We start from the raw sequence: 23990 nt of genomic DNA, 5'->3' as shown, positions 1-23990 counted from the left end.
GGCCGATCATGAAGGAATTCACTTTTATAGAGTTGGGCCGGCGCATTGGGCAGTTGCTCCTGAGCCTTTTTGTCCTCCTCCTCGTCACCTTCGTGATCGGCCGCGTGCTGCCCACCGATCCTGTTGGCGCTATTGTCGGCGAACTTGCCGATCCGGCGACCTATGAAGCCATGCGCCAGCGGTTGGGTCTGGATCTGCCGATCTATCAGCAGTTCTGGATCTATCTGACATCAATGGTTCAGGGCGATCTCGGAACCGCCATTTTGACCGGCAACCCAGTCGTCAACGACTTGCGCGCCGCTTTTCCGGCAACTCTCGAACTGGCGACCCTTGCTGTCGTTCTTTCGACCGTGATCGGCGTGCCGCTCGGGATGACGGCAGCGTTCTTTCGGGATAGCTGGTTCGATCAGTTTGCCCGCGTCATCTCGCTTGTCGGCCATTCCATTCCCGTTTTCTGGTTCGGCATTGTCGGGCTGGTCATCTTTTATGCGACGCTCAACTGGGTTGGTGGTCCTGGTCGTATCGACATCTACCTTGAAGGTCTCGTTGAACCACAGACCGGCTTGCTGTTGATCGATAGTCTCCTCGTTGGTGACTATGAAGTCTTCTGGAATGCAGTCAGCCACATCATTCTGCCCGCCTGCATTCTGGCCTATTCGGCTATGGCCTATATCACCCGAATGACCCGGAGCTTCACTCTCGAGCAGCTGAACCAGGACTATGTGATTGCGGCCCGCGCCAAAGGCGCTTCCAATTGGCGCATCGTCTCGGGACATCTTCTTCCCAATATCGCCGTCCAGCTCGTAACGGTTTTGGCCATTGCCTATGGCGGGCTGCTCGAAGGGGCCGTCGTGACTGAGGTCGTGTTTTCATGGCCCGGCATCGGCCAGTACATGACCAATGCCCTCATGATCGGCGACATGAACGCCGTCGTGGCGGCAACCTTGATCATCGGCATCATCTTCATGGTCCTCAATTTCCTTTCGGATCTCGCTTATCTCGTGCTCGATCCGCGTACTCGTGAGGTGACGACGTGAACGTTTCCCAGACCGTCCCGCCGCGAACCAAAAGCTTCCTCTCCGCGTCTCGCCTCGGCTCAGGCTTTGGCTCTGCCATAGCCAAGCTCAGCCGCGAACCGCTTGGCATGTTCGGCTTCATTGTCCTGCTTTTGCTGGTCGTTATTGCCATCTTCGCGCCCTTGATTGCGCCCTACAGCCCGACAGCGCAGAACTTATCCAATGTTCTCAAGCCGCCCAGCTGGACCCACTGGGCGGGCACCGACGAATTTGGCCGCGACATCCTTTCTCGCCTCATATTCGGCACGCGTATCACCGTGCAAACCGTTCTGGCGGTTACGGTCATCGTGGGCCCGCTGGGCATGCTGATCGGTATCGTCGCTGGCTTTGTCGGCGGACGTACAGATGCTATCCTGATGCGGATTACGGACATCGTCCTTTCTTTCCCCTCGCTCATTTTGGCACTGGCATTTGCGGCTGCGCTCGGGGCAGGCCTGGAAACAGCGATTATTGCGATCTCCCTTACCGGTTGGCCTCCGATTGCACGGCTTGCGCGGGCAGAAACGCTCATCGTACGCAATACTGACTATGTCGCTGCTGCCCGTCTCTATGGCGCATCGCCGCTTCGGCTGCTGTTCCGCTATATCGCGCCCATGTGCATTCCCTCGGTCGTTGTTCGCCTGACAATGAACATGGCTGGCATCATCCTCACCGCAGCCGCGCTCGGCTTTCTGGGCCTTGGTGCGCAGCCGCCAGCGCCGGAATGGGGTGCCATGATTTCCAGCGGCCGCAAGTTCATGCTCGACAATTGGTGGGTCGCGGTCATGCCCGGCATTGCCATCCTCGTCACCAGCCTTGCCTTCAATCTGGCGGGTGATGCTCTCCGCGATATTCTGGATCCGCGCCATGCCCGCTCTTGATCCCATTCTCCAAGTCCGCAATCTGTCGGTCCGTTTCGGCCGTGCCTCTGTCAACGCCGTAAACGGGGTCAGCTTCGACTTGGGCGCCGAGCGTCTTGGCGTGGTTGGCGAGTCAGGCTCCGGCAAGTCCACGGTGGGCCGGGCGCTTATGCGCCTTCTGCCCCCCGTCGCGACAGTCCGTGCAGATCAGCTCGACTTTGAAGGTGCCCCGCTTCTGACCCGCAGCGAGCGCGTCATGCGCGGATTGCGTGGAAATCAACTGGCTCTGATCATGCAGGATCCGCGCTATTCGCTGAACCCTGTTCTGCCCGTGGGCAAGCAGGTCGCTGAGGCCGCAACGCTCCATCTCAAGGTCGGGAAGAAGGCCGCCTACGCCCGCGCGGCAGAGATGCTGAGCCGTGTCCGCATCGCAGATGTTGAACGCACCATGGCGCTTTATCCGCACCAGATCTCAGGTGGCATGGGTCAGCGCGTGATGATCGCCATGATGCTGCTGGCCGAGCCGCGGCTCGTGATTGCCGACGAGCCAACCTCCGCTCTCGATGTCAGCGTGCGCGGCGATGTCTTACGGCTCCTCGACGAAATGGTGCGTGAGAATAATTCGGGTCTCATGCTTATCAGCCATGACATCCGCATGGTCGCAGCCTTCTGCGAACGCATTTTGGTGATGTATAAGGGCGAGGTCGTCGAGACCCTGACTAAACTCGAAGATGCGCAGCACCCCTACACTCGCGGACTGATCGCAGCCATGCCCGATCCACGCAAACCGGTTCGGCGCCTGCAAGTGCTCGATCGAAAAGCCATCGACGCAGCGGGAGTTCAGCCATGATCGAAGTCAGTGATCTTGCGGTCGCGTTTGGCCAAGGCGATGCGCGTCGCCAAGTGGTAAAATCCGTATCCTTCGCCGTCGCGAAGGGTGAGACTCTCGGAATTGTCGGCGAATCCGGGTGCGGAAAATCCACCGTGCTGCGCTCGCTTGCCGGATTGGACCGCCATTGGGAGGGCTCGATCAGCCTCGCCGGCAAACCGGTGAGCAAAGATCGCAGCCGCGAGCAGCTCCTCCTAGCGCAAATGGTATTTCAGGACCCGTTCAGCTCCATTCACCCGCGTCACCGCATCGAGCGTGTGCTTGTGGAGCCAATTCAAGCCATGAAACGCGGCGGTGGGTGGGACAAGGTCGGATCTGCACTTGAGCAGGTTGGTCTACCAAGTAGTTTTGCCGAACGGTTTCCTCACGAGCTTTCCGGCGGCCAGCGCCAACGCGTTGCTATTGCGCGCGCCTTGATGCTCGAGCCGGATATTCTCTTATTGGACGAACCAACGTCGGCGCTCGACGTGTCTGTCCAGGCCGAAGTCCTCAACCTTTTGAGTGACCTCAAGGAAACAAAGCAACTGACCTACGTCCTTGTCAGCCACGATCTGGCGGTCATCGCCCACATGTGCGATCGCGTCCTCGTCATGAAAGACGGCACTTTCGTTGATCAACTCGACAAGCAAGATCTTGAGACTGGCGCAACACATCACGCCTACTCAAAGCAGCTTTTCGAAGCCAGTTATCTCTAGCTCGCATCTTTGAACTCCTGATCGGGAACGATCATGGGCTGGATAGGGGAAGAGAGCATTTGCGGCGATTTAGGTCGTCGGTGCTCCACACCAAGCGATCTCTGGTCTTGCAAGCAGTGTTGAGCGTTCCTAAAACCAGTCGCTCAAGACTGGCTTTGGGAATTGGCAATGGGAGCACATGACAGCGAGGTGCATCCTGAGGCCGCTGTTGCGCCCGGCTTCCTGACAACCCATGCCGCACAGACGTTCAATCGTCTTGCCGACGAGGCCCTGCGGGCCGATGGTCTATCGCTGGCGCTCGTAGCGCCGCTGATGCTGCTTCATTGGAAGGGGCCAATGTTGCAGCGCGATATCGTGCTGCATTCGGCAGTGCGGCAACCAGCCCTGGTCGCCGTCCTTGGCAAGCTCGAACACCTCCAAATGATCGAACGAGTGGCCGTTGCCGCTGACCGACGCGCCGCAATGATCGAGCTGACCGCGGCGGGAAAACAGGCGGCGCTGCGGGGCGGGGATATCTTGCGCTCGCTCAACAAGATCGGCCTTGCCGGGTTTTCGACCGAAGAGATTGCGCAACTGGTCGCGCTCCTTCAACGCTTCAGCGACAATCTCACCAAGTCATCAGGAACGAAATATCAGAAGTGATGTTATTGGACCATCGGGAGATGATACCATGAGCAAACGCATTCTGATTTCGGGCGCCAGCATTGCCGGCAATACGGCGGCCTTCTGGCTCGGCAAGCTGGGCTTTGACGTGACCGTCGTCGAAAAGTGGCCGGATTTTCGTAAAGGCGGGCAGAACATCGATGTCCGCGATGTCGGTCGAGACGTCTTGCGGCGCATGGGACTTGATGAGGCCGCGCTTGATCGGGGTACGAAGGAAGAAGGCACGGCATGGATCGACCATGACGGAGAGGTTGTCGCAGAATTCGTCACCGAAGACCTTGGCGCCGATGGTCCGACCGCGGAACTCGAGATCCTTCGTGGCGACCTGGCCGAATTGATCTATGACGCGGCCAAGGACCGATGCGACTTCCGCTTTGGAGACAGTATCGCGGAGTTCATCGATCATGCCGACCGCGTCGAGGTGACGTTCCAGAGCGGCCGCATCGATAGCTTTGACGCTGTGATCATTGCCGAAGGCGTCGGCTCCGCCTCGCGTGAACTGGTGTTTCCCGGCGAGAATGAACCACGTTGGATGGACCTCACGATCGCCTATTTCACCATTCCCCGCGCATCCGATGATGATCGCATGTGGCGCTGGTACAATACCACCCATGGCCGCAGCATTTCCCTCCGGCCCGATGATCACGGCACTGCTCGCGCTATGCTATCAATACGCAAGCCACATGAGGGAGAACAGGACTGGAAAGAGGAGCAGCAGCGCGCTTTTCTCCGGGATCAGTTCAAGGACGCCGGCTGGCAGGCCGACCGCGTTCTCGCCGGGCTTGATCAAACCGACGACTTTTACTTCGATGTGTTACGTCAGGTTCGCCTCGAAAATTGGTCGAAGGGCCGGATAGCCCTCCTTGGCGACGCCGCGTGGTGTGCGACACCCATGGCCGGCATAGGCGCCACGCTGGCGGTCACCGGCGCCTATGTGCTGGCCCAAGAGCTCGCCCGAAACGCCGATATCGAAACTGCTTTTTCGCGCTATGAGCAAGCCATGCGCCCAATGGTCGAGGATGGCCAAGGCGTGCCGAAATTTGGCATCAAGATGATGAACCCCCAAACCTCGATCGGTATCAAGTTCCTCCACGCCGCCCTTCATCTCGCCAGCACGCCGCCACTCAGAAAGGTGATGGGGACCGCCTTCTCACGAAAGCTAAAAACGCCGGATCTGGACGTTTACGCGACGTAACCGGAGGAGCAGCAATATTGGCGACCATCGGCTAAACATCCGACATTCATTGGTAGTATCGCACAAATGCAGTACTAAACGTCTGTCGTTTCTTGATAATCATCAGTACCGCATTCAAGAAAACTGTCGTTGACTAAAGTCCAGGAAAATGGAATGTTTGTTTCGCAGCTGAACCATATAGAACAAAAATGTCATTTGGTTCCGCTCACATGGGAGGAAATCGATGAACGTTTTGACGAAGGGCCTTGCCGCCCTCGCGCTGGCTGCCATTGTATTGCCGGCAGTTGCCATCCCCGCTTATGCCGAAGGCGAGCGGTTCGTTCTGGTGTCTCACGCACCGGATTCTGATAGCTGGTGGAACACCATCAAGAACGCCATTGCGCTCGCGGGCGAGCAGATGGGCGTAACTGTTGAATACCGCAATCCGCCGACCGGCGATCTCGCCGATATGGCGCGCATTATCGAGCAGGCCGCTGCGTCGAACCCTGACGGTATCATTTCCACTATTGCCGATTTCGACGTTTTGTCTGGCCCGCTCTCCGATGCTGTGGCGCGTGGTATCCCCGTCATCACCATCAATTCGGGCACCGAAGAACAGTCCAAGGAAATCGGCGCGCTTCTTCATGTCGGCCAGCCGGAATATGACGCCGGTTTCGGCGCCGGTGAAAAGGCCAAGGCGGCCGGCGTGACGAGCTTTGTTTGCGTCAATCACTACATCACCAATCCAGCTTCGGTCGAACGCTGCCAGGGCTTTGCCGACGCTCTCGGCGTAGAACTGGGCAATCAGATGATCGATGCGGGCCAGGACCCCGCAGAAATCCAGTCCAAGGTTGCCGCTTATCTCCAGACCAATCCCGATACCAATGGCATTCTAACCCTCGGGCCAACCTCTGCGCACCCAACCATCGCTGCCCTCAATGACAATGGCAAAGCCGGCACGATCTTCTTCGGCACGTTCGACCTGTCGAGCGAGATTGCCGCCGGTATCAAGGATGGCACGATCAATTTCGCCATCGATCAGCAGCCATTCCTTCAAGGTTATTTGCCCGTCGTCATCCTGACCAATCTTGCGCGTTATGGCGTCGTCCCGGGCAATTCGATCAATTCCGGCCCGGGCTTCATCACCAAGGACAATATTGCCCTCGTCGAGCAATATGCCGGTCAGTACCGCTGATTTCTGTGCGACGGGGCCGTTTCGATGGCCCCGTTACCTCCTTCGGCAAAGGTTTCAAAAATGGTTGAGCAGCCTTCGGGCGTAGCGGCCGCAGACGAGCGCGTTCAGCGCCAGTCGGCCCTGCGCAAGGCCTTCGTGCGTCCCGAACTGGGCGCCATGGCCGGAACAGTCGTCGTCTTCATCTACTTCGCCGTCGTCGCCGGCGGGACCGGCATGTTCGCCGCCGATGGCATCATGAACTGGGGCGTCGTGTCCGCGCAGTTCGTCATCATTGCGGTCGGCGCCTGCCTCCTGATGATCGCAGGCGAATTCGATCTGTCGGTCGGGTCCATGATCGGCTTTGCCGGTATCGTCATCGCGCTTTTAAGCGTGCATCTCGGCTGGCCCATGTGGGCCTCGATCATCGCGGCCTTCATCGTTGCCATGCTGATCGGCATGATAAACGGCTATCTCGTTATCAAGACCGGCTTGCCATCCTTCATCGTCACGCTGGCTTCGCTCTATATCCTGCGCGGCTTGACGATCTATTTCTCGATCGCCACCACGCGCCAGACCATCATCAGCGGCGTTCGCGAAGCGGCGGAAGGCGATTGGCTTGCGCCGGTCTTCGGCGGAAAAGTCCTCGGCTTCTTTTTCACCTGGCTCGCCGATATGGGCCTGATCGCGACCTTCCAGGCCGGCAATAAAGCCGGCCAGCCCGTCGTCGATGGCATTCCCATGCTGATGGTCTGGGCGCTGATCCTCATCGTCTTTGCCCACATCCTTCTCACCCGCACTCGCTTCGGCAATTGGATCTATGCCGCGGGCGGCGACGCCAAGGCCGCCCGTTATGTCGGTGTCCCCGTCGATCGGGTAAAGATCGCCATGTTCGTCTTCTCGGCCTTTTGCGCCACGGTCTTCGCCACCTGCCAGGTCATGGAGTTTGGCTCGGCGGCCGCGGATCGCGGCCTTCTCAAGGAATTCGAAGCGATCATCGCCGTGGTTATTGGGGGCGCATTGCTTACCGGGGGCTATGGCTCTGTCATCGGCGCGGCTTTGGGCGCACTGATCTTCGGCGTGGTTCAGCAGGGGCTGTTCTTTGCCGGCGTCGAAAGCTCGCTGTTCCGCGTGTTCCTCGGCGTCATCCTGCTCCTCGCGGTGATCCTTAACACCTATATCCGTCGCCTCATCACGGGGGAGCGCTAGATCATGGCCGATACACCCCTCATCGAACTTATCGATATCAAGAAGCAGTTCGGCCCCGTCATCGCGCTCAACGGCGTTTCGGTTTCTGTCATGCCCGGTGAATGCCATTGCCTCCTCGGCGACAACGGTGCCGGTAAATCGACCTTCATCAAGACCATGGCCGGCGTCCACAAGCCGACCTCGGGCGAAATCCGCATGAATGGCCACAAGGTCGATTTCGCCAATCCGCGCGATGCCATGACCGCAGGCGTCGCCACAGTCTATCAAGACCTGGCGATGATCCCGCTCATGTCCGTCACGCGAAACTTCTGGATGGGGCGCGAGCCGCGCAAAGGTTGGGGACCGTTTCAGTTCCTTGATATGGACAAGGCCAATCGGGTCACGCTCGAAGAAATGCGCCGCATGGGCATCAGTTTGCGGGAACCCGACCAGGCCGTCGGCACGCTGTCAGGCGGCGAACGACAGACTGTCGCCATCGCGCGCGCCGTCTATTTCGGCGCCAAGGTGCTGATCCTCGATGAGCCGACCTCGGCCCTTGGCGTGCGGCAAACCGCCAATGTCCTCGCCACGATTGATCGAGTGCGGAAGACCGGTGTCGGCATCATCTTCATCACCCACAATGTTCGCCATGCCATGGCTGTGGGCGACCGCTTCACCGTGCTCAATCGCGGCAAGACACTCGGCACTGCCCGCAAGGGCGAACTTCAGCCCGAACAGTTGCAGGATATGATGGCAGGCGGCGCCGAACTCGCCGAATTGAGCAGTTCGCTCGGCGGCACAATCTGAAGAATAGTCGGGGCGCCAAAAGCGCCCCGCCATCTCGTGTATCTCGAGGGAATCATGACAGACACGATCGGCGTCGGCCTCATTGGCACCGGCTATATGGGCAAATGCCACGCCTTGGCCTGGAGTTCTGTGAAATCGGTATTCGGTTCCGGCCCACGGCCGCGCCTCATTCATCTTGCCGAGGCCAATATCGATCTTGCCCGTCAACGCGCCAACGAGTTCGGCTTCGAGCGGGCGACGGCGGATTGGCGCGAACTCATCAACAATCCGGATGTGGACGTCGTCTCTATCACCACCCCGAATGCCTTCCATGCCGAGATGGCCATTGCCGGGCTTGAGGCCGGCAAGCATGTCTGGTGCGAAAAGCCCATGGCGGTGGGCTTTGCCGAAGCGCAGCGCATGGAAGCCGCTGCGCGCGCCAGCGGCAAGGTTGCCATCCTTGGCTATAATTACATCCAGAACCCGCTCATCCGGCAGATGGAAGAGCTGATCACCTCCGGCGCGATCGGCACGGTCAACCATGTCCGCGTCGAAATGGACGAGGACTTCATGGCCGATCCAGAGGCCTTGTTCTACTGGAAGAGCGAAGCGAGTTCCGGCTACGGCGCACTCGACGATTTTGCTGTGCACACTCTGAGCCTGCTCCAGGTCCTGTTCGGCAATCCGACGCGCGTTTTTGCGCACCAGTCCAAGCCCTATGCCGATCGCCCTCTGAGAGACGGCAGCCGCCGCCCGGTCGAAACCTTCGATATTGCCAGCGTCCTCTTCGAGATCGACGAGATCAGCGGCGTCCTGTCGGTCAACCGCTCGGCCTGGGGCCGCAAAGGCCGCATAGCGCTCCAGATCTTCGGCTCCGCCGGCAGCCTCGTTTACGATCAGGAGCGGATGAACGAATTGCAGCTCTACCGCGCCACCGGCCCCTCCACCGCCCAAGGCTATCAAACCATCCTCTCGGCCCCCGCCCACAAACCTTATGACCGCTTCATCCCAGCCCCCGGCCACGGCCTCGGCTTCAATGACCTCAAGGTCATCGAATGCCACGAGCTTCTCCAAACCATAGGGGGCCAAAAGGGTAGGGTGATCGACTTCGCGAACGGACTGGAAATCGAACGAACAGTCCACGCCATGGCCCAAAGCCACGAAGAGGCTGGGTGGGTGACGATCAGGTGATATCGGACGCGGGCCATCGCCCCCATCCCCATGCTCCTGTTGACCAGCGTTCTGCATCCGTCGCTTTCGCATGGTAGGCCGCTTGCGGTTAGTCTGCCGCGCTAGTTGCGGGAGCGGTGACCGAGGCCGACAAGGCTCCAAGCGTTATCGTCCCGATCGAGTTTCGGCGAAAGATAGGCAGCCTGACCACGACGCCATTGCGCATGAAAGCAGTGTCAAGGCACACCATCCGTCGTCACAAGATGCACCTCGACATCGAGGCGTCGGTACGGCTCTGGGTCGGCCGCTCCAGCTTCTAGCACGAGGTGATCGATGCGCGCCGCGTCGGCCAGTTTGAAGGGCGCGATGGTGCTGAGTTTGTCGGTGGTGGCGGCGATGGTAAGGAGGCTGCTGCGGGCTATCATGGCGCGCTTGATTTCGGCTTCGCTGGCGTCGAGGGCCGTTACACCGAGCGCTGTGTCTATGCCGCAGGCGCCGAGGATAAACATGTCCGCAAAGATTTGCTCTGCCTCGCGAATGGTTTGAAGGCCGAGGCAGGCGCCTTTGGACTGATCGTAGAGACCACCAAGGACCATGATCGTGTGTTTGGGATTTTTCGACAGTGCCGTAGCGATCGCCGGCGCGTTGGTAACGATCATCAGCGTCAGATCTTTCGGCAGGGCCTGCGCAATGGCGAGATTGGTTGAGCTGGCATCGATGAAGATCGTCTGTCCATTTCTGACCAGAGCTGCCGTCGCCGTGGCGAGCCGGGCTTTCTGATCGGCCCGGTCCGTCGTCCGGACTGACAAAGATCCGGTATCGGGGGCGGGGAGCAGAGCACCGCCATAAACCCTGCGGCAATGGCCCAAACGTGCAAGTTCGCGCAAATCCCGGCGGACCGTGTCATCCGACACCCCAAACTTCGCCGCCAGATCGTTGGCCAGCACCTTACCGTTTTCGCTCAGCAATTGGCGAATAGCGTCGAGCCGTTCATCAGTTAGCATGGATCTTCTCGTTCATTCATGTTCTTGCATGTTTATGCATCTTTTGTCATAGCGTAATTCGCGAGTGGAGAACAAGCATGCATGGCACGGGACTGATACGGGGCAACGATCGGATAGCGACAAGGCTCATCTTCGCCTTGGGCGGCATCGTGCTCGGCGCATGGGCGCCACTGGTGCCGCTGGCCAAGGCTCGGCTCGGCGTCGACGAGGGTGCGTTGGGCCTCCTCCTTTTGTGCATGGGCGTCGGGTCCATTTTAGCCATGCCGATGACAGCCTTTCTCACGTCGCGGTTCGGGTGCCGGCAAGTCATCACCATCTCCGCCTCGGGCCTCTGCATTCTCCTGCCGCTTTTGGCCACTGTGGACACGGTCTTGCTTATGGCAGCAACCCTGGTCGGCTTTGGCGTGGTCATGGGCTGCACGTCCGTGTCGATGAACCTCCAGGCGGTTCTTGTCGAACGCGATGCGGGACTATCGCTGATGTCCGGCTTTCACGCCATGTTTAGCCTCGGCGGTATTCTGGGGTCTGGTGGCATGGCGGTGTTGCTGAGCGTGGGCGTGCCTGCCTATGCAGCGGCGCTCATTATTTCCATTTTTATGCTGGGCCTCCTTGTTGTCGCCCGACCGGGCCTTCTGCCCTATCGTGAAGAGCGCGGGGCCAAGCCCCCGGCGTTTGTCATCCCCAAAGGCATCGTTTTGGCGATCGGTGCGCTCAGTCTACTTGCCATGCTTGCAGAAGGCGGCGTGCTGGATTGGGGCGCCCTTTTTATCGTCGAAGCCCACGGCGCCGATATAAGCTTGGCTGGTTTTGCCTACACTGCCTTTGCGATAACGATGACTATCGGCCGACTGTTTGGCGATAGGCTGCGCATGGCATTCGGCGATCTCGCCCTGCTGGTCGCCAGCGCCATGTTGGCTATGGCTGGGTTTCTCGCCAGTCTGTTCCTGCCCACGGCAGGCGCAGCCCTTGTCGGCTTTCTGCTGGTGGGCGCCGGCATATCCAACATCGCGCCGATCCTTTTTACCCTGACCGGCCAAACCCGTCATATGCCGGCAAACCTCGCGGTCGCTTCGGTCCTGACCGTTGGTTATGTGGGCATCATCGCCGGGCCTGCCGCGATCGGGCTGATTGCCCACGCCACGAGCCTGCAAACGGCATTTTTCCTGCTTTGCGCGGCGATGCTGATCATCGCTGTCTCTGCCCGCCCCGTCTTCAATCGCGTCTAAACGACGCCAACCGTCACGAGTTAAAAGCCATGTCTGCAACACCTGCCGCGCCAAGCGAAACGCATCACGTCCTTTCGGGAACAAGGGAACAATGGGCGACCCGAGCAGTCTTTCTCGTTGCCGGGCTCGCCATGGCGGCCTGGGCGCCGCTCGTCCCCTTCGCCAAGGCGCGGGTCGGGGTGGAAGACGGCGCGCTTGGCCTGTTGCTCCTGTGTCTGGGATTGGGGTCGATCGTCGCCATGCCGATCACCGGCGTGCTGGCCAGCCGCTTCGGCTGCCGCGCCATCATCGTCGCGAGCACGATAGCCGTCGCGATCGTCGTGCCGTTCCTCGCCGTGGTTGATACCGTTCCGGGCCTTGCCATAGCGCTTGCCCTGTTCGGGGCAAGCGTCGGAACAGTGGACGTCGCCATGAATATCCAAGCGGTCATGGTCGAAAAGGACAGCGGACGCAATATGATGTCCGGCTTCCATGGCCTCTTCAGCCTTGGCGGCATTGTCGGCGCTGGTGGAGTAAGCCTGCTGCTCGGCTTTGGCGTCAGCCCGCTGGCTGCCACTCTCGCGATCAGCGCCATGCTTGCAGTTTTGCTGGTCTATTCCTTTTCCGGCCTGTTGCCCTATGGCAACCGTGAAGCCGGCGATACGCCGCTCTTTGTCGTTCCCAAGGGCATCGTCATCTTCATTGGCCTGCTGTGCTTCCTGGTTTTCCTTGGCGAAGGCGCGATCCTCGATTGGAGTGCTCTCTTTCTCATCGGCACCCATCAGGTCGATCCTGTTCAGGCCGGCTTTGGCTACACCATGTTTGCCATTGCCATGACCCTTGGACGGTTAACAGGCGACAAGATCGTCAAGGCCCTTGGCGGCACCAAAGTCGTCGTTATCGGCGGGCTCCTCGCCGCTGCCGGGTTTCTTCTTGCGGTGTTTGCGCCGGCCCAGCCTCTGGCCTTTGCCGGCTTCCTGCTCGTTGGCCTGGGTGCGTCCAATATCGTGCCGGTTCTCTTTACCGCTGCGGGCAATCAGACCCGCATGCCGGCGAGCCTTGCCATCGCGGCTATCACGACGCTCGGCTATGCCGGTATCTTGGCTGGCCCCGCGGCGATCGGCTTCATTGCCCAACACTGGACCCTCAGTACAGCCTTTATCCTTGTCGCAGTGGGGCTGGTCTTTGTTGCAGTAAGCTGGCCTCTGACCACGCGCCGTCGCTGACGGTGCCGCCCAAACCTAACGAAATTCGAAACGCTCGGTGATGATTTCCTCGCTCCGCAGCCCCGCTGATTCAAGCTGGGTTTTGAGGTCATCTGTCATCGCGCTCGGCCCACAAAGGAAGACGCGCTGTGTCCGCGGCGCGCCTTCGAGAGCATCGACTGCGGCAAGCCTACCTTTGATGGTGCTGTCGTGGATGGTGAAACGGCCATTGGGCAGCGCTGCCATCAGTGCTTCGATTTCAGCTTTGTATATCGCCTGTTCCTCGCCGCGAACCGACCAGATGAGATGGATAACCTGCTCCGGACGCGTTTTGGATAGGGCCTGCAGGGCGGATAAAAACGGGGTGATGCCTATCCCGCCGGCGATCCATAACTGGGGCGCGGAGCTCGAGAGAATATCTTCGCCAAAATGCCCATAGGGACCATGGAGAATAGCCTCTTTTCCGGCATCGAGCTCAGCCAAGCCCTTTGTAAATGGCCCCGCCATTTTGATCGACAGGCGGACACTGCCCTGATCGTCGATGCCGGAGATCGAGAACGGGTGACGGTCTTGACCCAGTCGGAGCAGCACAAACTTACCGGGCGCGGGGACGAATGACGTGGTGCCTGCAAAGACCAGCTCACGTACATCGCCAAAAGTCTCTGCCGATTGCACACTCACTCGGACGCCGCGGCGGGGCTGCAGGAAGACGCTGTCGAACCACGCATAGGTGCCCACGGCGACGGTCAGGATCATATACCAATCCCCCTGCAGCATGATCGCATGCACGGTGCCCCCAAGAAACGGGATGATCATCAGCTTGTGGGTTTTGAGCCAACGCCGATAGGGCATCTTCATCCAGATGGTCATGGCTACGAGGATCAGAAGGCCAAAGGTGCCAACCATGCCCAGCGTATAGGCCCAGTCACGCCCCGGCAGCATGTAGGTCGCGACGAGGCTCCAGTTCGGAAGGGCCTGCACCACCAGCGCGCCAGTATGGAGCACGACGAAGGTAAGCGCTGTCTTGCCGGCAAAAGTATGAAGCGCATAGACCCGGCTGGCGCCACCAAAAAGCCTCTCCATCCAATGCCAGCGCGTCGCGAGAATGAAATTCAGCGCAAAAAGCAAAGCGGCATAAAAGCCAAGGGAACTACCCGCTTCGTAGAGCGGATCGTCCTTGCTGCCATTTTGGAGGAAATCGCCGGTCGCAAGCCGCAGATCCGTCGCGCCGATCAGTTCGAATGCCGACAGGGCCAATGCGTAAAGCGCCACGGCACCGATGGCGATGCCGACGACGTTCTGTCCCTTGAGATTGCCTGGTAGCCGATGCGACAACCAGTTGATCGGTGCGTAGAAATTCATCCCCAAAATTGCCTCCGGCGCTGTTGCGAGGCATTTGAGGGCAGGGCGCTCTGAGCACCATGGCGAGGCCTGCCGAGGACTTCCGTAGTTCTACGGAGTGGCGGCGCCGGCCGCGTTCCAGACGCGGGTCAATTCGACCACCGAGGTCGTTTCGATCTTGGCGCAAATGGAGGATCGATGGCTTTCGACGGTTCTTGGGGATAGCTCAAGCGCCAACGCGATGTCCTTGGTCGCGAGACCTTTGGAGATCAAAGCAAGGACGTCGCGCTCACGCGGCGTCAGCCGGTCCAGCAATAGGCGAAATTCGGAATGTTCGGCGTTCCGCTGCGAGATTTCAGAGAGCACCTCCTGGCCGCGCTGGATCGCCTCGATCAGGTCTTGCTCGTCGACAGGCTTGGTCAAAAAATCCACCGCGCCGTTTCGAAAGGCACGACGGCACGCATCGATATCGCCATGGCCGGTTATGAGCACCGTCGGCCAGGCAATGTTCCGACTGCGCAATTCCTCTTGCAGTTTCAGCCCGGACATTACCGGCATGCGCATATCAAGAACGACGACGCCGGCACCGAGATGAGGCAATTGCGCCAGAAAGCTCATTGGGCCTTCAAAGCTGAAAACCTTCAATCCAACGGTTTCAAGCAGCAGTGCCAGAGCTTTGCGCACGGCAGGGTCGTCATCGATGAGGTGAACGATGTCCATCACTCTGCTCTCCCTGAAACCGGCAGGACAATCCGGAAGGTAGTGTTTTCGCTCTCGACATAACTCAGACTGCCGCCCATACGCTCGACGAGCCGCTGACACAAAGCCAGCCCGAGCCCCATGCCGGCAGGTTTGCTGGTTATGAATGGCTCGAACAGATGCGCCTTTACACTGTCGTCCACGCCCCGTCCGGTATCCACGATATCGACTACCGCCGTCTCGCCATCGCGCCGCGTTGACACGGTGATTGTTCCCCTAGCGTCCGCGATGGCGTCCATGGCGTTGCGCACCAAGTTGAAGATGACCTGTTCCAGTTGAACCGCGTCGGCCCGAACCGTCAGCAGCGGATCGGCGTGAACCTGCACCAGGTTGATGTGCCGCGCCGCGAGATCGCCCCGCACCAGACTTTCGACACTGCTTATCGCGTCAGCCAAGGAGACCACCGCGGACTCATGATTTTCAAGCCGCACCCATTGACGCAGCTTGGCAAGGATTGCCGAGGCGCGCTTGGTTTGAAGGATAGTCTCGTCCAAGATTGGTTCCAGCACCGCCACGTCGCCGCGCGCCAGCAGGCGGCGCCCCGCCTGCGCCTGACTTAGGATTGCGGTCAGGGGCTGGGTCAATTCATGCGCAATCCCGCTCGCCATCTCACCCAGTCCATTGACGCGCGAAGCATGTTCAAGACGCGCAAGATTTTCGCCACGAAGCGCGCGGCGCTCAGCGCGACGGGCCGTATGCCACTGCTGCCAGGCAATGAGAGCGAGGCAGTAAATAACAAGCGTCAATCCGCTCACCGCCAGCGTGGGCCAGATTGGCAGGAGCGATGTTAGTTCCGGAACAACCGTTGCGGACAGGACCAGCGGTTGGCTCGCGCTTTCCAAGGTCCCCACAAATTCGGGGTCTGCAATTGGCGGTCCCACCAGCAGCGTGCCACCGGGCAAAGCAAGGTTCGCGACGATATCGCCGAGGTCTTGCGGGAGCAGATCGCCTGCGTCGATCGTCAGGTCGACACCACGTCCCTCGCTCACAGTGATGAAACTATACTGCTCTCCCCGCCCGGCTTTGAGCCCACTCGTCTCGGATGACGTGGCCTCGATTGAAATCACACGTGGGTAAGCGGCCTCGATTGCCTCCGCGGCATCCTGAAACATTTGTCCGTCGCCGGATTGCAGGATAGCGGCCAAGGCCGTCGAGAGGGCGATGTGCTGCTCAACGAGAGCGGATGCCCGACCCTGAAGAGACAGCGCAGTCGCGTCAAAACTCTCATAGGCATTCGCCAGGTTCCAGATGAGGACGCTGGCCCCCGCGGCGAGAACCACCAAAATTCCGGAGATGACGGTGAGGAGACGAGCGCGGATCATGAGCCTTCAATAGCCGAGCATCAACCGGACCTAAAGGCAATCCAACGGGATGCAGACGAGAGCGCGGATTCACGCCTTGCCAAGTCCAGTTCTATTTGTCAGACATATGTCATTAGACCATTGTTAAGGAAATCAGATCGCGCGCAGCGCCGGACCTGAGGGGGGTTCGGCGTCAAGAGAGCGACCGTCTCTTGCTGGCCAAATGCCTGCACCGACGGCGCATGAGGGAACGTCCATCTGGCTCTGGATTAAGGAGGGAGCTCTATGAATACACTTGTGAGACTGGCCGGCGTGTTGGTCGCCGCCACGGCGCTTTCAATACCGGCATTCGCCCAAACGACTGTTGTTGCGCCAAGCGGCAGCACCGCCGGCACCTATATGGACTACATGAAAACGGTCTACGATCGCGGCACCGGCTCTGAACTGCTGCAGATCCCGATCGCGACCTTCGACAAGGAATTCGAACTGACGCCGATGGCGGCGGAAAGCTGGACCCAGTCGGAAGACGGTCTAACGTGGACGTTTAAACTGCGCTCCGGCCTTGTGTGGTCGGACGGCGAGCCGCTGACCGCTGAGGACTTTGTCTTTGCGCTCCAGCACGCCGCGACATCCGGCTACGATTTTGCCTGGTATTGGGACTTCGCCGGCGGCATCAAGGGTTGGAAGGAAGTCACTGAAGGCACGGCAGACGTGTCGACCCTTGGGCTCAAGGCGGTCGATGATCTCACAATCGAAGTGACGACGGTCGCGCCAAAGCCCTATCTGCCATCGGTGACGAGCCTTTGGTATCCCGTGCCGAAGCACAAGGTCGATGAACTGGGTGACGATTGGTCGCTCGATGTCTCGACCATCGTGTCCTCGGGCCCCTTCGAAATCGAGAGCTGGGAAAAGTCGAACAATTCCGTCGTTCTGACCAAGTCCGATACCTATACGGGCCCTTGGTCGCCAATGATCGACCGGCTCGAACTCGATCCGACGCTCAATGCGCCTGAAGTCGGCCTCCCGGCCTTCCTTGCCGGCGATGCGGACTATTCCTTCCTCAATACCGGACAGGTGCCCGTCGCAACGTCGCGTTATCCCGACGGCATCCGCAAGAACGCGGTTTTCGCGACCTCGTACATTTCGTACGATCTCGATGCCGCGCCGTTCAACGACGTCAATGTCCGCCGTGCCTTCTACTATGCGGTCAACCGCGACGAGCTGACCTCGACGGTCCTCAAGGACATCGCCATTCCGGCCGGCTCGATCCTGCCGCCCGGCTATCCTGGCTACAATCCCGATATCGCGGCGGAAGCCGTGTTCGATCCGGAAAAGGCCAAGAAATTCCTCGCCGATGCGGGCTTCCCCAATGGCGAAGGCTTCCCGGATGTCGAAATCTGGTACCGCGACGAGGGCGGATACAACAAGGCGATCGTGCCGGCCATGGCGCAGTATCTGCAGGCCGAGTTCAAGGAAGTGCTGGGGATCACCCTCAACATCCGCGCTTTGCCAGGGCCCGAATGGATGGATGGTCTTCGCGGCAAGAAGAACAATATCTTCATTGCCCCTTATGAATACGACTATCTCGATCCGTCCAACTTCTACGGCATCTTCTACAATGGCGGCCGCCACGGCTATTTCATTCCCGAATATGATGAGATCGTCGCCAAGGCCGATAGCGAGAGCGATTGGGACACGCGCTACAAGCTCTATGCGGAAGCCGAGCAGCTCATGATCGACCAGGGCCTCATCGTGCCACTGGTGCATCCGGTGACCATTGCGGTGGTGTCCGATCAGTTGACTGGCGATGGCGTACAGCCAAATTCGCTGGGCTTCACTCAGCTCGATCGTCTCGGCCACTACTTCTTCACGCACATCACGAAGCAGTAGTCGCTCCTCGCCCAACGCGCTTCCCGGCTTTGATCGGGAGGCGCCCTCTACCAAGGGCCTATTCATGCCTCTCGTCGAAATCGAAGGCCTGCGCGTCAGCTTTCGCCAATATGGTGGCCGGGTCGATGCGGTTCGCCATGTCAGCTTCAGCGTCAATGAAGGCGAAAGCGTCGGCATTGTCGGGGAATCCGGTTCCGGTAAATCCGTGAGCTGTTCAGCGCTGCTGCGGCTGCTGCCCGCGACCGCGGAAGTTGAGGCAATCACGTTGCGGCTCGATGGCGTCGATGTCCTCAAGGCAAATAGGGAGGACCTGGCGCGGCTGCGTGGTCGTTCCGCGGCCATGATCTTTCAGGATCCGATGACGGCCTTTGATCCGGTCTTCACCATTGGCCATCAGATCGCCGAGACAATTCAGGCGCACCGGAAGATCGGCAAACGCGAGGCTCTGGCGGAAGCCGAGCAGCTTTTGCAGCGGGTCGAAATCAAGAATGCAGCCGATGTTCTGAAATACTATCCGCATCAATTATCCGGTGGCATGTTGCAGCGCGCCATGATTGCCATGGCACTGTCCTGCCGTCCGAAACTGCTGATTGCCGACGAGCCGACCACGGCGCTCGACGTCACCATTCAGGCGCAGATCCTGCAGTTGATCAAAAAAGTGCAGGCCGAATTCGGCATGGCTCTCATCATGATCACCCACGATCTCGGCGTCATCGCCGAAACAGTTGATCGGGTCGTCGTCATGTATGGCGGCGAGATCATGGAAGAGGGGCCGGTTACCGAAATCTTCGAAGCACCCAAGCACGCCTATACCAAGGCGCTGCTGGCGAGCCTTCATTCGCGCTTCGAACCATCCAAGGGCGACCCGGACGCGGTGGCGCCGGCGCTCGAATTGCGCGGTCTCGCGAAATCCTATCACACGCGCCGCCGCAGCGGTTTTCGCGTCACTCACGGCGAGTTCCAGGCGGTAAAGTCGGTCGATGTGGTCCTGCCGCGCAACCGGATCGTGGCTCTGGTGGGGGAGTCCGGTTCTGGCAAAACCACAACCGGCCTCATGGCCATGCGCCTGACGGAGCCGAGCAGGGGCAAGATCCTGGTCGATGGTACCGATATTTCGGGGCTGGACGCAGCGGCACTGATCCCCTTCCGAAAGCGCATGCAGATCGTTTTTCAGGATAGCTATTCCGCGCTCGATCCGATGATGACGCTGAGCCAGATCATCGCTGAGCCGCTCCATATTCACGGGATCGGTTCATCGCGCGAGCAAACCCAGAAAGCGCTCGCTTGGCTCGAACGGGTGGGGCTCCCGCGCAATTTTGCCAGCCGCTACCCGCACGAACTGTCCGGCGGCCAGCGCCAGCGCGTCGCCATCGCCCGGGCATTGATCCTCGAGCCCACCGTGCTCGTCGCTGATGAACCAACCTCGGCGCTCGACGTGACGGTCAAGGCGCAGATCATCAATCTCCTCAAGGACCTGCAGGCCGAACTCGGGCTGTCGATCCTCTTCATCAGCCATGATCTGTCGACGGTCAAATCGCTCACCGACAGTGTCGTCGTCATGTATCGCGGCCGGGTTGTGGAGGAAGCGCCGACCGCGCGTCTCTTCGCCGATCCGCGACATCCCTATACCCGCGCACTGCTCGATGCGATCCCGGCGACCAATCCGCGCGAAAAGCGGCAACGCACATTCCTCACCGCCGAGGAAATCCGCGCCGGCACCCCGCGCTATACCGTCATCCAGACCGGCTCCGCCCCCAGTCCCGATCCGCAACTCGTCACCATCGCCCCAGGACATCGGGTCGAGGCGATCGTGACCACGTGAGGAGATAAGCGATGCTAGGCCATATCATCCGCCGCGTCCTCTCGGTCGCTTTCACCTTCATCATCGTGTCGGTCATCATCTTCCTGATGATGCATTCCGTGCCCGGCGGGCCGTTCGATGCCAATGACATGCCGGTCTCCGAGGCCGTCCGCGCCAAGATGATGGCGCAGTGGGGGCTCGATCAGCCGCTGCATGTGCAATATTTCAATTACATGTGGGGCGTCCTGCACCTCGATTTCGGGGTGCCGTTCCAGAGCCCAGGCGAAACCGTCGTCGAGCTCATTTCCCGCGCCTGGGTGCCAAGCCTAGTCCTTGGCGGGTTGGGTGTGCTGATCGGGGCGCCACTCGGCATTCTGCTCGGCATGGCCGCAGCCCTAAACCGCAATTCCTGGATCGATTATGTCGCCTCGACCGTCGCGACCCTTGGGCTCACCATCCCGGTCTTCGTGACCTCGATGCTTCTTATTTTGATCTTCGCGGTCTGGCTTAACTGGCTTCCGGCAAGCGGCTGGCCGCAGCCCAATCGTTGGATCCTGCCGATCGCCTGCTATGCCGCGATCCCGCTCGCGACCTATGCGCGATATACGCGCTCGGCGGTGCTCGATACGCTCAATCGCCCCTTCGTCACCGTGCTGCGTGCCAAGGGCCTCAGCGAACGTCGCATCATCTTCCAGCACGTCATGCGCAATTCTGCCATTCCGCTGGTTACGGTGTTTCTGCCCATGTTCATCGGTACGGCCACGGGCTCGATCTTTGTCGAAGCCATGTTCCGCGTCCCGGGTCTCGGCGCTTATTTCGTCTCGTCGATCCAGGTGCGCGATTACACGCTTCAGATGGCGCTGATGCTGCTCATCACCTTTATGTACTGCATTGCTTATCTCCTCTCCGACATCGCCTATGCGCTCCTCAATCCGCGCATCCGGGTAGGAGGCGCCGAATGACCGATATCAGCGCGCCGGTTCCTGCCGTCCGTATGCGTAGCCCGCTCTGGTTTGCCTGGCGGCGGTTTCTTTCGAATAAGGCCGCCGTCGTTGGCGGCGCGGTGCTCACGGTCCTCATCCTGATGGCGATTTTTGCGCCTCTGATCACGCCCTATGACCCGGAGGCACAGAGCTTCCTCACCGAAGCGCTTGCCTTTCCCTCTGCCCAGCATTGGTTTGGCATCGACAATCTCGGCCGCGATTTCTATTCGCGCGTCGTCTATGGCGCGCGCGTTTCCCTGACCATCGGCTTCACGGCCGCCCTCTTTAGTGTGCTCGTCGGCATTCCTCTCGGCGCGCTTGCCGGCTATTTTGGCGGCCGCGTCGATTGGACCATCATGCGGGTCATTGAGATATTCTCGGTGGTTCCGCCTTTGTTGGCAGCCTTATTGCTCGGCGCGATCACCCGCGGTGGTTATGGCACCATCGTCTTCATCGCTGCACTTTTTGGCTGGGTGCAGGTCTGCCTCCTCGTCCGCGCGCAGATAAAGGCCTTCCGCGAGAAGGAATTCGTTCGCGCCGCCCAGGCGCTCGGTGCTTCGCCCTGGTATATCATCCGGCGCCATCTCATCCCCAATTCGATCAGCCCGATCATCATTGGCTTCGTGCTGTCCATTCCGCTCGCCATGATGCTCGAAGCCAGCCTCAGTTTCCTCGGCGTCGGCGTTCCCCCGCCCACGCCGACCTGGGGGCAGATGATCAATGAAGGCATCGACTTCATGTTCTTTTACTGGCACCTGGCCGTCTTCCCGACCGCCGCGCTTGCCATCACCGTGCTCGCGACCTCGCTTTTCGGCGATGGCCTGCGCGACGCGCTCGATCCGACCCTGAAAGGCCGCTAACCGTGTCCGACAATCTCGCCCGTCAGTTCCTCATCCGCGAGGACGTGACCTTTCTCAATCACGGCTCTTTCGGTGCCTGCCCGCGTCCGGTGTTTGAAACCTATCAGGCGTTTCAGCTTGAGCTCGAGAGCGAACCGGTGGAATTCCTCGGTCGCCGCCTCAACGACCTGATGCGCACGCCGCGCGAGGCCGTTGCGGCAGAATTGGGCGCGGCCCCAACCAATATCGCCGCGGTCATGAATGCGACAAGCGGCCTCAACGTCGTGGCGCAGTCGCTCCCGCTCAAGCCCGGCGACCAGATCCTGACGACCGACCACGAATATTCAGCGCTCGAAAAGACCTGGGCTTATGTCTGCCGCAAGACCGGCGCCGAAATCGTCGTCGTAAAAGTGCCGATGCCGCTGGTTTCCGAGGACGCCTTTACCGACGCCATTATCGCCGGCATGACCGACCGCACCAAGGTCCTGTTTCTCAGCCACATTACCTCGCCAACCGCCTTGGTCTTCCCCATCGCGCGGTCCATTGCCGAGGCGCGTAAGCGCGGTATTTGGTCGGTCATCGATGGCGCCCATACGCCGGGCCATATTCCACTGTCGCTCGATGCGCTCGGCGCCGATTTCTATTCCGGCAATTGCCATAAGTGGATGATGACCCCCAAGGGCTCGGCCTTCCTCCACGCCCGCCCCGAAGTGCAGGGCCTGCTCGATCCGCTCGTGATCAGTCACGGCTGGACCAAGGAGTCCAAGGAGCCCGGCGCGCAGGGCGCCTTCGGCAATTCGCCATTCATCGATGGCATCGAGGTTCAGGGCACGCGTGATCCCTCGGCCTGGCTCACCGTGCCTGCAGCGATCGCGTTCCGGAAGGAAAACGACTGGCTCTCGATTGCCGATCATTGTCGGCAATTGGCGCAGGACACTGCGCGCCGGCTTGGCGAATTGACGAGTCTTGCTCCGCTCAGCAGCCCGGAATTTTCGGCCCCGCAAATGGTGGCCATGCCCATCCCCGAATGCGACACAGCCGAAATTCACAAGCTGCTCTTCGAGCGCTATCGCGTCGAAATTCCAGTGTTCAAATGGCAGGACCATTGCATCGCCCGCCTCTCGGTTCAGGGCTACAATTCCAAGCCGCAAATGGACAAGCTGATCGACGCCCTCTCCGAGCTTCTCGATCTCGGATCGTTGCGAGGTCGTGCAGCAAGCCAGGGCTGACAAAGTAGGCAAACTGTGGTGAAAGGTGGCCCGCGCCGCTGTGAAGGAATGACGCCGTGAGCCAGGCAGCACTCGACTATCTCGAGCCGCTCGAAACCCGCACGCGTGGCGTAGCGGTGCTCGATGCGCTTGCCGATATGGTCGAGAGATCGGGCCTCACGATTGGCGATCGTCTTCCGCCCGAAGTTTCGCTTGCGGCAACTCTCGGCGTCGGCCGTTCCACCATCCGCGAAGCGCTCAACCGCTGGGAAGGCCTCGGCATCATCCGCCGCCGCCGCGGCGATGGCACCTATCTTTCGGCACGCGTCCAGACCTCGCGCGGCCTCGTCCCCACCATGGTGCGGCTTGAAGGCGAAGCGTTGCTGCGCCTCCTTGAAATCCGCCGGACGCTTGAAAACGACGTCGTCCGCAAGGCGACGATAAAAGCGACGCCGGCCCAGCGCGAAGACATTGGGCGTCTCTGCACGGCGCTGCTCGTCGATGTCGATGCCGGCCTCCCTTGGCGCAAGGCCGACCACGCTTTCCACGGCGCCATCTACGACGCTTCCGGCAATCCCATGTATGGCCAGCTTCTGGTCAATCTCGACGATGCCCTCGAGCGTGGCGGCAAGTCACCCTTTTCGGCCGATGCCTTCGGCCTCGATTCCTTCCCGATCCATCGCGATCTGGCCGACGCAATCCTTGCTCAAAACCCCGATGCCGCCGTGGATGCCATCGGCCGCATCATCGATGTGGTCGAGCGCGAAGTGCAGGCCATCATCGATGGCGACAAGCTGAGTTGA

At 60.0% G+C, this 23990-nt stretch carries 22 protein-coding genes; 18 read left to right on the top strand and 4 right to left on the bottom strand.

The genetic code is table 11. The annotated features are described in order from the left end of the window. Window positions 1-8 precede the first annotated feature (8 nt). The 10 genes from ASE94_RS06705 to ASE94_RS06660 all read left to right on the top strand — a co-directional run bounded on the left by ASE94_RS06705 (window position 9) and on the right by ASE94_RS06660 (window position 9672). Window positions 9-1037: an ABC transporter permease gene (locus ASE94_RS06705; RefSeq protein WP_061911811.1), complete on the top strand. Its 1029-nt coding sequence runs from the start codon at window positions 9-11 to the stop codon at window positions 1035-1037. A 77-nt stretch (window positions 1038-1114) separates the two neighbouring features. Continuing rightward, window positions 1115-1936 (top strand): ABC transporter permease, encoded by an 822-nt coding sequence (locus ASE94_RS06700; RefSeq protein ID WP_274532538.1) that lies wholly within the window; start codon window positions 1115-1117, stop codon window positions 1934-1936. Then, a complete protein-coding gene (locus ASE94_RS06695; protein WP_062629710.1) occupies window positions 1923-2765 on the top strand; it encodes an ABC transporter ATP-binding protein in 843 nt (280 codons plus the stop codon). The genes ASE94_RS06700 and ASE94_RS06695 overlap by 14 nt, the downstream gene beginning before the upstream one ends. Beyond that, window positions 2762-3499, top strand: coding sequence for an ABC transporter ATP-binding protein (locus ASE94_RS06690; RefSeq protein WP_062629709.1), 738 nt, complete (start codon window positions 2762-2764; stop codon window positions 3497-3499). Before ASE94_RS06695 ends, ASE94_RS06690 begins: the two co-directional genes overlap by 4 nt. A 168-nt stretch (window positions 3500-3667) precedes the next feature. Beyond that, window positions 3668-4141 carry a MarR family winged helix-turn-helix transcriptional regulator gene (locus tag ASE94_RS06685; protein WP_062629708.1) on the top strand — a complete coding sequence of 158 codons (474 nt, stop codon included), beginning with the start codon at window positions 3668-3670 and terminating at the stop codon, window positions 4139-4141. 28 nt (window positions 4142-4169) lie between these two features. Beyond that, window positions 4170-5357, top strand: coding sequence for an FAD-dependent monooxygenase (locus tag ASE94_RS06680; protein WP_062629707.1), 1188 nt, complete (start codon window positions 4170-4172; stop codon window positions 5355-5357). Between the two features lie 223 nt (window positions 5358-5580). Next, a complete protein-coding gene (locus tag ASE94_RS06675; protein ID WP_061911817.1) occupies window positions 5581-6531 on the top strand; it encodes a sugar ABC transporter substrate-binding protein in 951 nt (316 codons plus the stop codon). 60 nt (window positions 6532-6591) lie between these two features. Next, a complete protein-coding gene (locus tag ASE94_RS06670; RefSeq protein WP_062629706.1) occupies window positions 6592-7716 on the top strand; it encodes an ABC transporter permease in 1125 nt (374 codons plus the stop codon). 3 nt (window positions 7717-7719) lie between these two features. Then, on the top strand, window positions 7720-8502 hold the full coding sequence (locus ASE94_RS06665) for an ATP-binding cassette domain-containing protein (protein ID WP_062629705.1): 783 nt from the start codon (window positions 7720-7722) through the stop codon (window positions 8500-8502). Between the two features lie 54 nt (window positions 8503-8556). Then, complete coding sequence (locus tag ASE94_RS06660) at window positions 8557-9672, top strand: Gfo/Idh/MocA family oxidoreductase (RefSeq protein ID WP_061911820.1); 1116 nt, start codon at window positions 8557-8559, stop codon at window positions 9670-9672. A gap of 215 nt (window positions 9673-9887) precedes the next feature. Here ASE94_RS06660 and ASE94_RS06655 read toward each other — a convergent pair whose 3' ends face one another. Continuing rightward, window positions 9888-10655 (bottom strand): DeoR/GlpR family DNA-binding transcription regulator, encoded by a 768-nt coding sequence (locus ASE94_RS06655; RefSeq protein ID WP_061911821.1) that lies wholly within the window; start codon window positions 10653-10655, stop codon window positions 9888-9890. Between the two features lie 77 nt (window positions 10656-10732). Between ASE94_RS06655 and ASE94_RS06650 the strand changes: the two genes are divergently transcribed. Together ASE94_RS06650 and ASE94_RS06645 are read left to right on the top strand one after the other, a co-directional pair. Beyond that, complete coding sequence (locus tag ASE94_RS06650; RefSeq protein WP_062629704.1) at window positions 10733-11881, top strand: MFS transporter; 1149 nt, start codon at window positions 10733-10735, stop codon at window positions 11879-11881. A 29-nt stretch (window positions 11882-11910) separates the two neighbouring features. Further along, on the top strand, window positions 11911-13086 hold the full coding sequence (locus tag ASE94_RS06645; protein WP_061911823.1) for an MFS transporter: 1176 nt from the start codon (window positions 11911-11913) through the stop codon (window positions 13084-13086). 15 nt (window positions 13087-13101) lie between these two features. Here the strand turns inward: ASE94_RS06645 and ASE94_RS06640 are convergent, their stop codons facing one another. The 3 genes from ASE94_RS06640 to ASE94_RS06630 form a co-directional block, all read right to left on the bottom strand. Continuing rightward, complete coding sequence (locus ASE94_RS06640) at window positions 13102-14427, bottom strand: ferric reductase-like transmembrane domain-containing protein (RefSeq protein WP_061911824.1); 1326 nt, start codon at window positions 14425-14427, stop codon at window positions 13102-13104. A 90-nt stretch (window positions 14428-14517) separates the two neighbouring features. After that, on the bottom strand, window positions 14518-15126 hold the full coding sequence (locus ASE94_RS06635) for a response regulator (protein ID WP_200913620.1): 609 nt from the start codon (window positions 15124-15126) through the stop codon (window positions 14518-14520). Then, window positions 15126-16445, bottom strand: a complete 1320-nt coding sequence (locus ASE94_RS06630) for an ATP-binding protein (RefSeq protein WP_162236056.1) — start codon at window positions 16443-16445, stop codon at window positions 15126-15128. The genes ASE94_RS06635 and ASE94_RS06630 overlap by 1 nt, the downstream gene beginning before the upstream one ends. A 306-nt stretch (window positions 16446-16751) precedes the next feature. Between ASE94_RS06630 and ASE94_RS06625 the strand changes: the two genes are divergently transcribed. From ASE94_RS06625 to ASE94_RS06600, 6 genes are all read left to right on the top strand, one after another. After that, window positions 16752-18356: a peptide ABC transporter substrate-binding protein gene (locus ASE94_RS06625; protein WP_061911827.1), complete on the top strand. Its 1605-nt coding sequence runs from the start codon at window positions 16752-16754 to the stop codon at window positions 18354-18356. 64 nt (window positions 18357-18420) lie between these two features. Further along, window positions 18421-20178: an ABC transporter ATP-binding protein gene (locus ASE94_RS06620; protein ID WP_061911828.1), complete on the top strand. Its 1758-nt coding sequence runs from the start codon at window positions 18421-18423 to the stop codon at window positions 20176-20178. Window positions 20179-20189: 11 nt separating this feature from the next. Continuing rightward, window positions 20190-21119, top strand: coding sequence for an ABC transporter permease (locus tag ASE94_RS06615; RefSeq protein ID WP_061911829.1), 930 nt, complete (start codon window positions 20190-20192; stop codon window positions 21117-21119). After that, window positions 21116-22000, top strand: coding sequence for an ABC transporter permease (locus ASE94_RS06610; protein ID WP_062629703.1), 885 nt, complete (start codon window positions 21116-21118; stop codon window positions 21998-22000). The genes ASE94_RS06615 and ASE94_RS06610 overlap by 4 nt, the downstream gene beginning before the upstream one ends. A 2-nt stretch (window positions 22001-22002) precedes the next feature. Continuing rightward, window positions 22003-23208, top strand: a complete 1206-nt coding sequence (locus ASE94_RS06605) for an aminotransferase class V-fold PLP-dependent enzyme (protein WP_061911831.1) — start codon at window positions 22003-22005, stop codon at window positions 23206-23208. A gap of 56 nt (window positions 23209-23264) precedes the next feature. Continuing rightward, a complete protein-coding gene (locus ASE94_RS06600; RefSeq protein WP_061911832.1) occupies window positions 23265-23990 on the top strand; it encodes a FadR/GntR family transcriptional regulator in 726 nt (241 codons plus the stop codon).

The sequence above is a fragment of the Devosia sp. Leaf64 genome (assembly GCF_001421945.1).
Lineage (GTDB): Bacteria > Pseudomonadota > Alphaproteobacteria > Rhizobiales > Devosiaceae > Devosia.
Note: the sequence above shows the minus strand (reverse complement) of the source record. Positions and strands in the feature narration are given on the sequence as shown.